This window comes from Acetobacteroides hydrogenigenes, assembly GCF_004340205.1.
Taxonomy (GTDB): domain Bacteria; phylum Bacteroidota; class Bacteroidia; order Bacteroidales; family ZOR0009; genus Acetobacteroides; species Acetobacteroides hydrogenigenes.
Genome location: NZ_SLWB01000001.1, coordinates 53,392 through 67,069, shown reverse-complemented (window position 1 = coordinate 67,069; position 13,678 = coordinate 53,392). Strand labels below are relative to the sequence as shown.

Genomic DNA, 13,678 nt, shown 5'->3' with positions numbered 1-13,678 from the left:
TTAAAGAAAACGAACAACCTGATTCACGATGTCTTGAGCAACCTCCACCTTCGATTTTAGATCAAAATGCTCAATTTCCCCGTCCTTGAATATAATCGAAATTTTGTTTGTGTCGTGATGAAATCCTGCTCCTTTATCGCGCAAAGAGTTTAAAACGATGAAATCAAGGTTTTTGCTCTTTAGCTTCTTGAAGGAGTTTTGCTCTTCTTCGTTGGTTTCGAGGGCAAAACCTACGAGTACTTGATTGCCTGTTTTCATTTTGCCAAGTTCGGCGGCAATATCCTTATTGGGGGTAAGGTTGATGGTTAAATCGTCGCTTTTACGCTTAATTTTTACATCGGAGTAGCTTTCGGGACGGTAGTCGGCTACGGCAGCGCACATTATCGCACCGTTGGTGTGCGGAAACGCCTCTATACACTTTTGGTGCATCTGCTCGGCGCTAATTACGTTAACTCGGTTGATGTTGGGATGGATGGTGGAAAGGTTGGTTGGACCGCTAACAAGTGTAACGTTAGCGCCTCGAGCGGCCAACTCTTCAGCTAATGCATACCCCATCTTCCCCGACGACCAGTTGCCAATGAATCTTACCGGATCGATGGCTTCGTAGGTAGGCCCAGCCGTAACTAGGAAATGCTTTCCGCTAAGCTCTTGGGGTTGAAAAAAAAAATCTTCGAGATACTTAACAATAGCTTCTGGCTCTTCCATTCTGCCTTTTCCTACCAATCCGCTGGCAAGTTCGCCTGCTGCTGGCTCAATGATCTTGTTGCCGTACGATTTCAGCGTTTCAAGATTCTTGAGGTTGGCCGGATGGGCGTACATGTCGAGGTCCATTGCTGGTGCAACGCAAACTGGACATTTGGCCGAAAGGTAGGTGGTAAGAAGAAGGTTGTCGGCAATGCCGTTGGCCATTTTGCCAATGGTATTTGCCGATGCTGGGGCTATGAGGTATAGATCGGCCCACATCCCAAGATCGACATGGCTGTTCCAATCCCCATTTTCGGGATTGTAGAAGTCTACCAAAATTGGGTTTTTGGCAAGCGTTGCAAGGGTTAGTGGGGTAATGAACTGCTTGGCCATAGGGGTCATTATTACCTTTACCTCGGCACCTGCTTTAACTAGTAACCTAATAAGTATAGCAGCTTTGTAGGCTGCTATACTGCCGGTTATTCCGACTATTATGTGCTTATCCTTAAGTACTGAAGGCATTGTAGTGCTTATTGTTTTGCTTCTTCTCCGCTGTGGCGAAAGTATACTTTGCCATCAAGAAACTCTTGAGTTGCAATTAGTACTGGCTTTGGAAGCTTTTCGTAGTACCTCGAAATTTCGATCTGCTCACGATTTTCGAATACTTCTTCGAGATTATCCGAAACGGTGGCAAACTCTTCGAGCTTACGGCTTAGCTCCTGCTTCATCTCTACCGATATTTGGTTAGAGCGTTTTGCAATGATAACTACCGATTCGTATAGGTTTCCGCTTGGGGCATCTATCTTTTGCGAATCGCGGGTAATTGTTGTGCTGGCTGCGCCTGCTTTCTTGTAGTCCATATGGAATTTACAACTTAAGTTTAGTTCTTAATAATTTTGGTTGCTACGCTGAGCATTTCGTCAACTTCCTTCTTGTACTTGGTTTCAGGGTATTCAGCAATCAAGGTGTAGTAGTGGTCTACCACTTCCTGGAAGCGCTCCTTCTTTTTTTCCGGAATACTGTTGTTTGCGTATTCGTAGGAAGCTTTTACAATCATGTACAGCTGCTCTTCGTGATGCTTTGAGTCTGGAAACTCGTTGATGGCTCGTTTTATGGCAACAATCGCCGATTTATAGTACTCGCCTCCCATGTCGAAGTACAGCTTAGAGCTAATGTACGATTTCTCCATCAGCTTTTCCCTCATTTCCTTGATTATCTTTTTAGCCTCGACAACCTTGGCGCTTTGTGGGTACTTGTAGCAGAACTCCTGCATTTGAATGATGGCGTTGCTGGTCGATGTTTGATCGAGCTCTACGCGTGGCGACTGCTTGTAGTAGCTGTACGCGAACAGGAATTCGGCCTCTTCGGTGAAAACGCTTCGTGGGAACTTGTTCCTAAACGAGTCGAAAAGGGTGGCCGCTCCTTCGTAGTTTTCCATTCCAAACTCGCACTTGGCCATGAAGTAGTTAACGGAGTCATCTCTGTTGGTTCCTTGGTAAACCGTTGTGATCTGATCAAAGAGCTGAGAAGCACGGTAGAAGTCCTTTTTATTCATATACTCGATAGCCTTCTTGTACTTTAATTCGTAGTCGTTGCTTTTGAGTATTTTGTCGAACCCACTGCAGCTGCTTAAGAACAGAGCAATTACCGATACTATAAGGATGACTTCGTACTTTCTTTTCATGGTTATGGTAAAATAATTGGCAAAATTAGTTTTTTTCGATGAACTGTGAAATTTTTTTGTCTTAACAATTGTTCGGCGCTCAACTTATGGGCAATGTACGAACGTTGCAACAAAAAAATGCATAGTTTTGCGTACTTAAAATAACGCAACTTAGCACTAAGTTATTGTAGAACTTAAAATATTTAATCGTGGACATATTTGAGAGGATAAGAAAAAACCGTGGTCCTATCGGAAAGTACGAGAAGGAAGGACACGGCTACTACGCTTTTCCAAAGTTGGAAGGGGAGATTGGACCTCATATGATCTTTCGTGGAAAGCCTGTGCTTAACTGGAGCTTGAATAACTACATTGGATTGGCCAACCATCCAGAAGTGCGCAAGGCCGATGCCGATGCCGCTGCTGCTTACGGGATGGCTTATCCTATGGGCGCTCGTATGATGTCGGGTCAAACTACGAAGCACGAAGAGCTCGAGCAGCGTTTGGCTCAGTTCGAAAATAAGGAAGACGCTTATCTTCTCAACTTCGGCTACCAAGGAATGGTATCCATCATCGACTGCCTTGCTGGCCGTAACGATGTTGTTGTGTACGATTCGGAGGCGCACGCTTGTATTATCGACGGCCTTCGCCTGTCGCCTGCAAAGCGCTTTGTGTACGCCCATAACGATATGGATAGCCTAGAAAAGCAGCTGCAGCACGCTACCAGCTATGCCGAAAAGACAAAGGGTGGTATCCTGGTAATCACCGAGGGCGTATTTGGTATGGCTGGCGACCTTGGCTACCTTCCCGGAATCGTTGAGAAAAGAAATCGCTTTAGCTTCCGCCTGCTCGTTGACGATGCTCACGGATTTGGAACCATGGGTAAGATGGGTGCTGGTATTGGCGAGCACTACGGGGTTCAGGATCAAATAGACCTTTACTTCTCAACGTTTGCCAAATCGATGGCCGGAATCGGCGGTTTTGTTGCCGGCGATGCCGATATCATCAACTTCCTTCGCTACAACCTTCGCTCGCAAATATTCGCCAAGTCGCTCCCAATGCCTATGGTATTCGGTGCGCTAAAGCGTCTTGATCTTCTTCAAACGCGTCCCGAGCTTAAGGCTAAGCTTTGGGAGATCGTGGAAGACCTTCAATCGGGCCTTAAGAAGGAAGGTTTCGACATCGGGGTTACCCAGTCGCCGGTAACGCCTGTTTACATGCACGGCGAGGTGCCCGAGGCAACCAACCTGGTGCTCGACCTTCGCGAGAACTACGGTATTTTCTGCTCAATCGTGGTGTATCCGGTTATTCCTAAGGGGCAAATCCTCCTACGCCTTATTCCAACTGCCGTTCATACGCACGAGGATGTTGAGCGTACCATTAAGGCTTTTGCCGCCTGCCGCGAAAAGCTTGCTGCCGGCAAGTACGTTGGCGAGGCCGTTGTTCAGCCAATGTAAAAATCTTCATAAGAATACAGTAGAGGGCTGCCGGATTGGCGGCCCTTTTTGTTTGTTTGAAGTTCCGGTGCGGCTGTGGGGCTGATGGATCTCAGCATTTGCCGTAGACCCACGCCCGCGGCATCGGCTGCTGGCTTAGAAGTGGGTTGGCGGATGCTGGGGGGTGTATTTGGCGTGCTCGGAAATGGTGCTGAGGGTTTAAAATGATTTCCGAGCATGCTCGGAAATCAGCTTCTTGTAAGAAAGTTGTTTCCGATCTAACTCGGAAATTGTTTTAAAGGGTTGATTTTGCTTCTGAGCAACCTCGGAAATACGATTTATGTCCGAAGGTAGTTTCTGATTATGCTCGGAAATGATTTTGACGCTTGATTGTGATTTCTGAGCATGCTCGGAAATGGCTTTTAGGTAGGAATGCCTTTTCCGAGCATGGAGGTTTTGCATTCGGCCGTGCATCTACCAAAAGCTTCGGCCCGATATTTAGATTGGAAGGCTCGTTTACCGGAATTGCAGGAAGGAAAAGCCTTGGCGGGGATTCGGATACGCCCAACGGCATTGCCAATTAGCCATGCCGTAAGCCCGCTGGGGCTAACCTCGGGCCGAAAAAGGTGGGGGAGGGCGTGGCGACTTGCTTCGTGCTGCTACATTCTATCGGCGGCAGGGCTGATGTCCTTTTTCGAGCCGAGAGGTGCATCGAGGCGCTGATGCAGGTTCGCGGAGCAGCGTGGTGCCGATTCGGCTATTCGGATTAACTTTGCATCCAACTATGGCAAAGCATAAATCATACTGTACGATTGTAGTTGGGGGCGGTCCTGCGGGGCTATTTGCTGCCGCTAACCTGCCTGTGGGCTCTACCCTTATTCTCGAAAAGAAGGAAAGCTTGGGCAAGAAGCTGCTAATTGCGGGCACCGGTCGGTGTAACATTACGCACGAGGGCGATGTCGGCGATTTTATCGCCAAGTACGGTGGAAATGGGCGCTTCCTGAAGAAGGCTCTGTACGAATTTTCGAACTCGGATGTCGTTTCCTTCTTTTCGCAAAGAGGATTGCCAACCATTACCGATAAGAATGGAAAGGTTTTTCCATCTACCGAAAAGTCGCGCGATGTGCTTAACGTGCTGCTCAACGAGTGCGCAGCACGAAAGGTGGATGTTGCCAGCAACAGTACGGTTGTTGGCGTGGCTAAAAACGGCGATCGCTTTGTTGTTACTACCCCTACGGATACTTACACGTGCGAGTATTTGGTGGTGTCTACTGGCGGATGCTCGTATCCGACCACCGGCTCTACTGGCGATGGCTATAGGCTAGCACAGCAGCTGGGGCACACTGTTGTAGAGCCTAAGCCTGCGCTAACCCCCGTGTTTGTGGCGAGCTACGCAATGGAAGAGCTTGCGGGTGTTTCTCTCGATAACGTGCCCATTTACCTGTATCGCGATGGCAAAAAGGTTGGCGAGCATCGGGGCGATATTGGGTTTACGCATAAGGGGATTAGCGGTCCCGGCATTATAGACTTCTCTCGCTCTATGGTGGCGGGCGACTTGCTGAAGGTAGGCTATGCAGGCGTTAGCGCCGATGCTTTTCGGGCCAGCTTTCTGGATGTCGTTTCGAAGCGCGGGAGCACCACCGTACAAACCTTTCTTCGTGATTATAGCATCCCAAAAAGCCTGGTAAAGTACGTGCTCGACGAGCTGAAAATAGAGCCATCGTGCTGCCTGTCCAACATAGCGGCAAAGGAGCGATCGCTGCTGGTTAATCTGTTTTGCGAATATCCGTTTGTGGTAGATCATTTGGGCGGATTCAAGGTAGCCATGGCAACAGCCGGCGGCATTAGCCTAAAAGAGGTTTCGCCAAAGAGCATGGAGTCGAAGGTGTGCAAGGGGCTGTTCTTTGCAGGCGAGGTTCTCGATATCGATGGCGATACGGGCGGCTACAACATTCAGGCGGCCTTCTCTACCGGGTATTTGGCCGCCAAGGCGATATCGGCAGCAGTAGGGCAGGTTTAGGCAGAAGCTTATTGTAGTAACGGCAAGAGCGACAACTTTCATGGGTTGTCGCTCTTGCCGTTATTGTGCCTTGTGGCTATCGTTGGAATAGCTCAATCTGGGTTTGAACCTGTTGGGCAAGGGTGTCGTAGGTGTGCCCCTCGGGGTATATCGGAGGTAGAAAGTCTACCTCTACCTTCGTAAACGGTTTTGGGAAACGGCTGCCACGAGGTAGCGCCTCGAAGGCTCCTTTTAGGGAAACGGGTACGATTGGGATGTTTAGCTCGCAGCTCAGGATGGCGAAGGTTTTCTTAAAATCGCCTAGCTCTCCTGTTTTTGTGCGGGTTCCCTCTGGGAAGATCATGATGTTGTTGTTGGTCTTAAGCGCCTCGCCCATTTTTTGGATGGACTCTTTAAGGTCTTGGTCGATATCCACAACAATGATGTTGTTCTTGTTGGCAATAAACTTCAGGAACTTGTTGTTTACGTGCTTTGCCTTTGCGTAGAAGAACGTCTTGCGAATTTGGCTGTGCTTAAGGAATGCCGATACAAAAACACCGTCGAGGTAGCTCTGGTGGTTCGGCGCAATGATGCAGGGCCCTTCGGGGATGTTCTCCTGTCCCGAACTTCTTAGGCGGAAGTATACCGAGAAAAAGAGCTTTAGCGTTTTTATGAAGATGCTTCCGGTAATCCAGGTGCTGGGCATTTTGAACTTCGTCTTTTCGCGGAGAATTTCGGACCAGTTGATTTGCGTTATCTTCATGGTCTTTTTCTTCTCCCGGATGTGCTCGCTCAGCTTAATGACGGTGCCAAAACCTAGAATCTCGTTTGTTTCCATCTTTAGGCCAAACGTGGTAGCTAAGAACATCTGAAGGCTAACCTTGTCGAGCGAGTCTAGCCCTAAGTCCATCTCAAGGTGGTCGGTGGGGCGTACCTTAACCATCTTCTCCTTCTCAAGGAAGTCTTTTATCCATAGGTACTCCTTAATCTTTACCTCTGGGATCTCTTCTTCGGTATCCTTTCGCTCGGATGCCAGTTCGGCGAGCTTAAAGCGCTGGATTTTCCCGAGCCTAGTACGTGGAAGCTCTCCGTTGTATACGGTAAAGGATATGATTTTTTTGTAGGATGCCGTTTCCTTGTTGTACCTGTCGATAACCTCCCAGCGGATTGTTTCTTCGACATTGGTTGTTGCCAGCTCCTTGAGGACTGATGTGTTGGGAACAACAATGGCGCTAAGCTGGTCGCCTTTCTGGAATATGCCAATTTCCTTAACTAATGGCGACATCTCCTCGATCTCGGCCTCTAGAATGGCAGGGTTAATATTCTTTCCGTTCGACAGAACGATGATTTCCTTCTTTCGGCCGGTGATGTGGATGTAGTTGTTCTTGTCCAGATAGCCGAGGTCTCCGGTGTACAGCCATCCATCTTTAAGCACTTCGGCTGTTTCTTCGGGACGGTTGTAGTAGCCCTGCATAACGTTGGGACCTTTTACGATTATCTCCCCATCCACAAAGTCTACCTTGCAGCAATCAACCGGTGCTCCGGCCGATCCTACGACGATTTTATGAGGACGGGTAAAGGTAATCATCGGGGCAGCCTCGGTCATGCCGAATCCTTCTAGGATTTTAAATCCGAGAACCTGAAAGTCTCGTGCAACAACAGGATCTAGCGCTGCGCCTCCCGATACCAGATAGCGTATCGATCCTCCAAACTTTTTGTGGACAGTGGCGAATACAATGCGCGAGAAGGAGTACGAGTTAACCTTTGCCGCAAGTCGATAAAGCCCGCGGGCAATAAGGCTTTTGTTGATCTTATCCATAATGCCCCTTCGGATGGCCGAGTAGAGGCGGGGTACTCCAATGATGGTGGAAACCTTGTAGTCCTGCATGGTTCGGATAATATCTTCCGATGCCATTGAAGGCGAAAATGCCATCCGCGCACCAAGGTAGCACGATGCAATCATCGAACCCATAAGAGGGAATATATGATGGAGCGGAAGCAATACCAGCGCGGTATCTGATGGTACTAAGATTTCGATCTCGTGGGTTACCGCCGAGATGTTTACCATTAGGTTCTGGAACGATAGCATTACCCCTTTAGGACTCCCCGTTGTACCCGATGTGTATATGATCAGCGCGGTCTTATCCATGCTTGGGTTTATGCTTAGCGCTACCTTTTCGTTTGGCACTGGCAGGTTTTCGACATCATCGATAATGATTAGCTTAGGGGTGTAGTGCACCTCCTTAAGAGCCTCGTTAAGGGCCTCCAACATTTGCTTAGAGCAGAAAACTACCTCGGGGGTGCAGTCGTTCAGAAGGTAGGCAACCTCGTGTGGGGTAGCCATAAAGTCGATAGGTACGACGGTGTACTCGTTATACCAGGCCGAGTAAAAAGAGTAAACCCATCCTGATCTATTTTCGGAATAAATGGCTGCCTTGCCATTGCTGTTCTTGGGGTATAACGAGGCAATTGCGTTGACTCTTTGGTGTACCTCATTGTAGGAGATATGTCTACCTTTTTCAATTATAGCCGTTATATCTCCAGTTTGTAAAAACATAGTCCTGTTTTTTATGAGAAATGTGCTTGCTCATTTATCCGCCAAGCAAGCCTGATTCTTTACCAATTCTAAAAGCCAGCCGTGCTAATCTAACATTAACGCTTTTGGCATAGCGTTGAGCAGCCATTAGGCTGCCTTCTTCGTTTTTAAAAACAACCTGCAAAAGTATAAGTTTTTATTTAGCAACAATAATTGGATGCTGTGTCTGTGTTGCCGAAAGATGCTTGCTTTGAGATGTACCGTATGCTTTTGCTATGGTATGCTGTTGATTAAAGGAGATGTTTAGGGTTTTAACAGCTTACTTTTTGGAGAAAATGTGAGCTAAAAAAAGAGCGGTAGGAGAACTACCGCCCTTTTAGTCTATTTTCTTTTTCTCAAGGTACTTTTTTACATAGTCGAGAATTTGCTCGTGGTCGAATGCGAGTGGCGGAAGGGCATCGAAGCTAAACCAGTCTGCCGAGCTTGCGTCGTCGCCTGCTTTAAGTAGCGAGTCCCCGTTGGCAAATCCTAAAAAAACGGTGCTTATCGTTCTATCGCGAGGATCGCGATTTACGGCATCGAACGTGTGAACCTGGTATAGCTTGTCGACAACAACGCCGGTTTCTTCGTAGAGCTCCCGTTTGGCTGCGTCGGCCAAGGTTTCGTCCATATCCACAAAGCCACCGGGTATTGCCCAACAGCCTTCGAATGGGGCATGCTTGCGCTCTATAAGGAGCACCTCGTCGCCTTCGTCGAGCGTTCTAACAATAACCGCATCAACGGTTACCTGCATTCTAGGATAGGGGTATGTGTAGTGCATTGCTACTCGATAATTCTTTTGATAACTCGAAGCTTGTGGGTGTACTTGCCTAGACGGTTGTTGAAAATACCCTGCTGATCGAAGATGTCCTTGCGAACTTTACCGCTAGAGTGGATGATGTTGCCTTTACCGTCAAGTACGCCTACGTGAACAATCGCCCCCTCATCGTTGTCGAAGAAGGCTAAGTCGCCAGGTTGGGCTTCGGATACAAAGTTGATGGTTATACCTTCGTTCACCTGCTGGCTAGCATCGCGAGGGAGCTTAATGCCGATGATTTTGTACAGGAGCTGCGTTAACCCAGAGCAATCTATTCCAAATACGGTTCTACCACCCCAAAGGTAGGGGGTGTTTAGTAGCGCAGTAGCCATATCTACAATTTGGTTGCTCCTTTTGTGGTTGGTAACATCTATGGAACTGGTTATCTTGTACCTTTTATCGGCAATCTCGAACTCGTTGGTTTCTTTGTTGTAGTAGTTTAAGCTTGCTCCGATGGGTATCAAGATATGGTCGCCCCTGTTCATATCGTAGGCATGGCAAATTTCGTGTGATGCCTCGTAGCCGGAATGCTCGATGTATTCGTTGAAGTACGATTCGGATACAGGGGTGATAGTTTTGGCATCAACCCAACCGCAATATCCGTCAAAAGCATTCTCTACGAATAGCCAGCTATCCTTCTCTTCGATGATAGTTAGGCACTCTCCTAACAGGAGCTGAGAGACCATTTCACTGCGTTCCGAAGGTTCTCTGCGCATCGGAATCACTGATATAGAAGAAACTGCATATTTCATGGGCCGAGCTTTTTTTGATTGTTAACTGATTATAAATTTAGGAAAAACAATTAAACGATAGCACGTTGGATTAATTTTTATTTTTTACAAACTTTAACGCCTCAATAATCTCGCGCGAATATACCAGATGATGAAGTTTTCCAACCTGAAAATTTATAAGACGAAGAGGCCTATTCTTGTGCTTTTGTTCTTGTTAGCCGCTGTTGCCATTGTGTGGATTCTGCCGAAAACGCCTACGTTTAAGCAGGAATACCGGATGGGTGCAATGTGGCTTCATGCCGATCTATATGCGCCATTCGATATCCCTCTATACAAAACGGAGGCGGAGCTTTCTGCCGAAAAACGCCAGCTACGAGCTAAATCGTTGCCTCTTTTTAGGCTTTCGGCACGCTCTGGAGCCTTATCTCTAAATAGCCTGATGGAGCAGAAACTTCCTAGCGGTTGGTCTATGCCGTTGACCGAATATCGCCGAGTGATGGGGTCGATTGCAGATCTTTTAAAGGGGGTGTACGATAAGGGCGTGGTCTCTGAAGTCGATTTAGCGCAGGTTGCATCCCAAAAGAAGGATAACATTCTTGTTATTATCGATGAGAATGTAACTCAGCTTTCAGTTTCGGACATTTTTACCGTGAATTCGGCTACAGCCTACATCCTATCGCAGATCACTCCGATGTATTTCGATTCGAACCTGAAGAGGGCTAAGGCATTTATTCAGGCAATAGAGCTGAATGGTTACATTAAGCCTAATCTCGATTACGATAAAAAGGCTACGGCGCAATTCTTGAGCGATAAGCTTAACGATGTTTCGATTTCTAATGGGATGATTAGTGCCGGACAGAAAATTGTGTCGAAGGGAGAGCTGGTGAACGAGGCTACCTTTAAGATGCTGGAGTCCCTAAAGCGCGAAAATGCCAGCCGATTTTCCTACACGAAGAATATCTACTATCTGGTAGCAGGACAGCTGCTGCTGGTTGGTGGTGCGCTGGCGTTGCTCTACCTATTTCTGTTTGGGTACCGGCACGAGGTGCTGGAGGGGTATCGAACAACGATCTTTCTTCTCCTATCCATTGTAGGCATGGTGGCGTTGGTGGCATGGGTGGTTAAGATCGAGAGCGTGAGCATTTTTATTGTGCCAATTGCCATATCGGCAATGTTTATCCGAACGTTTTACGATTCGCGAGTTGCGTTCTTCACCTATAACATAATTGTACTGATTTGTGCAATGGTTGCCCCCAACAGCTTCGAGTTTGTTATGATGAACTACTTCCCTGGTGTGGTGGCCATATTTACGATGAAGCACATATACCGTTCGGGGGGGCGGATTTTTGTAGCGGTGTTGGTCGTTTTTATTACTTACTTAACTTCTTATCTGGCATTAAGCCTGCTAAAGGATGCAGTGTTCGATTCGCAAGCCGCATGGAATGTGCTGTGGCTATTCGTAAATGCTCTTTGTGTGCTAATTGCCTACCAGTTTGCCTACCCAATAGAGCGTCTTTTCGGGTTTCTTTCGGATGCTACGCTTCACGAGCTTACCGATACCAATCAGCCTTTGCTACGTGAGCTATCGGAGCTGGCTCCCGGAACATTCCAGCACTCCTTGCAGGTTGCTAACCTAGGCGAGGCCGTTGCGCGCGAGGTGGGGGGCAATCCTCTGCTAATAAGGGCAGGAGCCCTTTATCACGATGTTGGTAAAATGAATAATCCTAGCTACTTTACCGAAAACCAGTCGTCGAATTTTAATCCGCACCGAAACCTCGACCCCGACGAAAGTGCAGCCATCATCATTCGGCACGTAACCGATGGGGTTCAAATTGCGCGTAAGTACAGGCTTCACAGCAGTATCATCCGCTTTATTCGTACTCACCATGGTACTACCAAGGTGAAGTACTTCTACAAAAAGTACATCGAGAGCTCGAACGAGCAGAATATCGACGGGCGGTTTACCTACACAGGGCCAAAGCCGCTATCGAAGGAGGAAACCATTCTGATGCTTGCTGATGGAGTAGAGGCGGCCTCTCGAAGCTTGAAGGAGTACACTCCAGAAACCATCAGCCAGCTGGTGGACGATATTGTGAAGATGAAGATGGACGATGGCCAACTCGATAGGGCAGATATCAGCCTTAGCGAGGTTACCCTGACGAAGGAAATTTTTAAGCGCAAGCTGCTGAACATATACCACTCAAGGGTGGAGTACCCGAAGTAGCACTCCCTGAGTATGAAGATCAAAACTTTTGCTATTCACATAAAATGGGCTGTCAGCGGTTGTTGACAGCCCATTTTGCCTGAATGGATTACAGTACTTGCTATCGGCTTTCGAGCAGGAACGCCTTTAGCTCATCGTAAGCAGGCCTGATAACGGTAGAGTGCTTCTCGCTCTTTAGCAGCAGGGCCACCTTTTCGGTTAGGACGGCGGGTAGCGCTTGCTCAACCTCCACTCCGCTGTCGAACTTAACGGGGTGGGCGGTTTCGAGGATGAAGCCGCTGTCGGCAGGGTGCTCGCTGAGGTATTGCTCCAGCGCCTTATAGGCAACGGCCCCGTGGGGGTCGAGCCAGTAGCCGTAGCGGTCGGCCACGCTGCGGATGGTGTCGCGGGTAACCTCGTCGCTGATGCTGTAGCCTACCATGCTCTGCTTGATTTGCTCATAGCTACTCCTGTACAGTTCGAGCAAGCGCACAAAGTTGCTGGGGTTGCCCACGTCCATGGCGTTGGAGATGGTGCTGATGGTATCCTTGGGGCTATACCTGCCGCTAAGCAGGTACGCGGGCACCGCATCGTTGGCGTTGCAGGCCACCACAAACTTCTTGATGGGGAGGCCCGAGAGGTTGGCCAGCATCCCCGAACAGATATTCCCGAAGTTGCCGCTGGGCACCGCTACCACGGGGGCTTCTCCCTTATTCTTCCACTGCTTGTAGGCGAAGAAGTAGAACAGCTGCTGGGGCAGCCAGCGCGCCACGTTGATGGAGTTGGCCGAGGTGAGGAACCGCTGGCTACGAAGCGCGGTATCGGCAAAGGCCTCCTTTACCAGCCGCTGGCAGTCGTCGAAGTTGCCCTGCACCTCCAGCGCGTACACGTTTTTGCCCAGCGTGGTTAGCTGCTTCTCCTGCACGTTGCTCACCTTGCCCGAAGGGTAGAGGATAACCACCTCCACGCCCGGAACGTCGTAGAAGCCGCTGGCCACTGCGCCGCCGGTGTCGCCCGAGGTGGCCACCAGCACCGTCATCTTTTGGCTGGCATCCTGCGCAAAGTAGCCCAGGCAGCGGCTCATGAAGCGGGCCCCGAGATCCTTAAAGGCAAAGGTTGGCCCGTGGAAGAGTTCGAGCGATGCTATCCTGTCGTTGATGGCTACAAGCGGGAATTCGTAGCTGATCGATTCGGCTACAATCCGCAGCAGCTCGCCATCGGGGAGCGCCCCCTCCACGTAGGGCTTCATCACGTTGAAGGCGATATCGACGTTCGAGTAGGACCTGATGTTCTCGATCATGTGAGGGTCGATCTGCGGAATGGCCTCCGGGAAGTACAGCCCCTTGTCGGGCGCCAGCCCTTCGATGGTTGCCTCCCTAAAGTCTACCAGCGCAGACTGCCTGTTGGTGCTATAGTATTTCATTGGTTTTTCTTTTTTTTTGATGATGATGGAATTACGCCTTAACGGTTCCACGGTTATGGCTCCGGGCTAAGCATAGCATCCTGTAGCCGTCAAGCTAAGGTTTTTCTCAAAGCCTAATGCATAATCAAGGCTGCTTATCCCCTCCTTGGA

The 13,678-nt window shown here is 48.8% G+C and carries 11 protein-coding genes; 3 read left to right on the top strand and 8 right to left on the bottom strand.

Translation table 11 applies throughout. The features are described 5' to 3' along the window. From coaBC to CLV25_RS00225, 3 genes are read right to left on the bottom strand one after another with little or no spacing between them, the layout of a single operon-like run. The gene (gene coaBC, locus CLV25_RS00235; RefSeq protein WP_131837620.1) at window positions 1-1,206 is read right to left on the bottom strand and encodes a bifunctional phosphopantothenoylcysteine decarboxylase/phosphopantothenate--cysteine ligase CoaBC; all 1,206 of its coding nucleotides are present in this window, start codon (window positions 1,204-1,206) and stop codon (window positions 1-3) included. A gap of 8 nt (window positions 1,207-1,214) precedes the next feature. Continuing rightward, entirely contained in the window at window positions 1,215-1,544 is a 330-nt protein-coding gene (locus CLV25_RS00230; protein WP_131837619.1) for a DNA-directed RNA polymerase subunit omega, read from the bottom strand. 20 nt (window positions 1,545-1,564) lie between these two features. Then, window positions 1,565-2,368, bottom strand: coding sequence for an outer membrane protein assembly factor BamD (locus tag CLV25_RS00225; protein ID WP_131837618.1), 804 nt, complete (start codon window positions 2,366-2,368; stop codon window positions 1,565-1,567). Between the two features lie 185 nt (window positions 2,369-2,553). On the opposite strand from CLV25_RS00225, the gene CLV25_RS00220 reads away from it, so the two are divergent. After that, window positions 2,554-3,801, top strand: coding sequence for an aminotransferase class I/II-fold pyridoxal phosphate-dependent enzyme (locus tag CLV25_RS00220; protein WP_207895573.1), 1,248 nt, complete (start codon window positions 2,554-2,556; stop codon window positions 3,799-3,801). Between the two features lie 638 nt (window positions 3,802-4,439). Here the strand turns inward: CLV25_RS00220 and CLV25_RS16085 are convergent. After that, on the bottom strand, window positions 4,440-4,562 hold the full coding sequence (locus tag CLV25_RS16085) for a hypothetical protein (protein WP_262709448.1): 123 nt from the start codon (window positions 4,560-4,562) through the stop codon (window positions 4,440-4,442). 2 nt (window positions 4,563-4,564) lie between these two features. Between CLV25_RS16085 and CLV25_RS00215 the strand changes: the two genes are divergently transcribed. Next, the gene (locus CLV25_RS00215; protein ID WP_131837616.1) at window positions 4,565-5,800 is read left to right on the top strand and encodes a BaiN/RdsA family NAD(P)/FAD-dependent oxidoreductase; all 1,236 of its coding nucleotides are present in this window, start codon (window positions 4,565-4,567) and stop codon (window positions 5,798-5,800) included. A gap of 76 nt (window positions 5,801-5,876) precedes the next feature. Here CLV25_RS00215 and CLV25_RS00210 read toward each other — a convergent pair whose 3' ends face one another. The 3 genes from CLV25_RS00210 to CLV25_RS00200 form a co-directional block, all read right to left on the bottom strand. Continuing rightward, entirely contained in the window at window positions 5,877-8,336 is a 2,460-nt protein-coding gene (locus tag CLV25_RS00210; protein ID WP_131837615.1) for an AMP-binding protein, read from the bottom strand. 355 nt (window positions 8,337-8,691) lie between these two features. Then, on the bottom strand, window positions 8,692-9,135 hold the full coding sequence (locus tag CLV25_RS00205) for an NUDIX domain-containing protein (RefSeq protein ID WP_131837614.1): 444 nt from the start codon (window positions 9,133-9,135) through the stop codon (window positions 8,692-8,694). Window positions 9,136-9,137: 2 nt separating this feature from the next. Next, on the bottom strand, window positions 9,138-9,923 hold the full coding sequence (locus tag CLV25_RS00200; RefSeq protein WP_131837613.1) for a C40 family peptidase: 786 nt from the start codon (window positions 9,921-9,923) through the stop codon (window positions 9,138-9,140). Between the two features lie 130 nt (window positions 9,924-10,053). Between CLV25_RS00200 and CLV25_RS00195 the strand changes: the two genes are divergently transcribed. Further along, a complete protein-coding gene (locus CLV25_RS00195; protein WP_207895565.1) occupies window positions 10,054-12,126 on the top strand; it encodes an HD family phosphohydrolase in 2,073 nt (690 codons plus the stop codon). Between the two features lie 100 nt (window positions 12,127-12,226). Here CLV25_RS00195 and thrC read toward each other — a convergent pair whose 3' ends face one another. After that, window positions 12,227-13,528, bottom strand: coding sequence for a threonine synthase (thrC, locus tag CLV25_RS00190; protein ID WP_131837611.1), 1,302 nt, complete (start codon window positions 13,526-13,528; stop codon window positions 12,227-12,229). Between the last annotated feature and the right edge of the window lie 150 nt (window positions 13,529-13,678).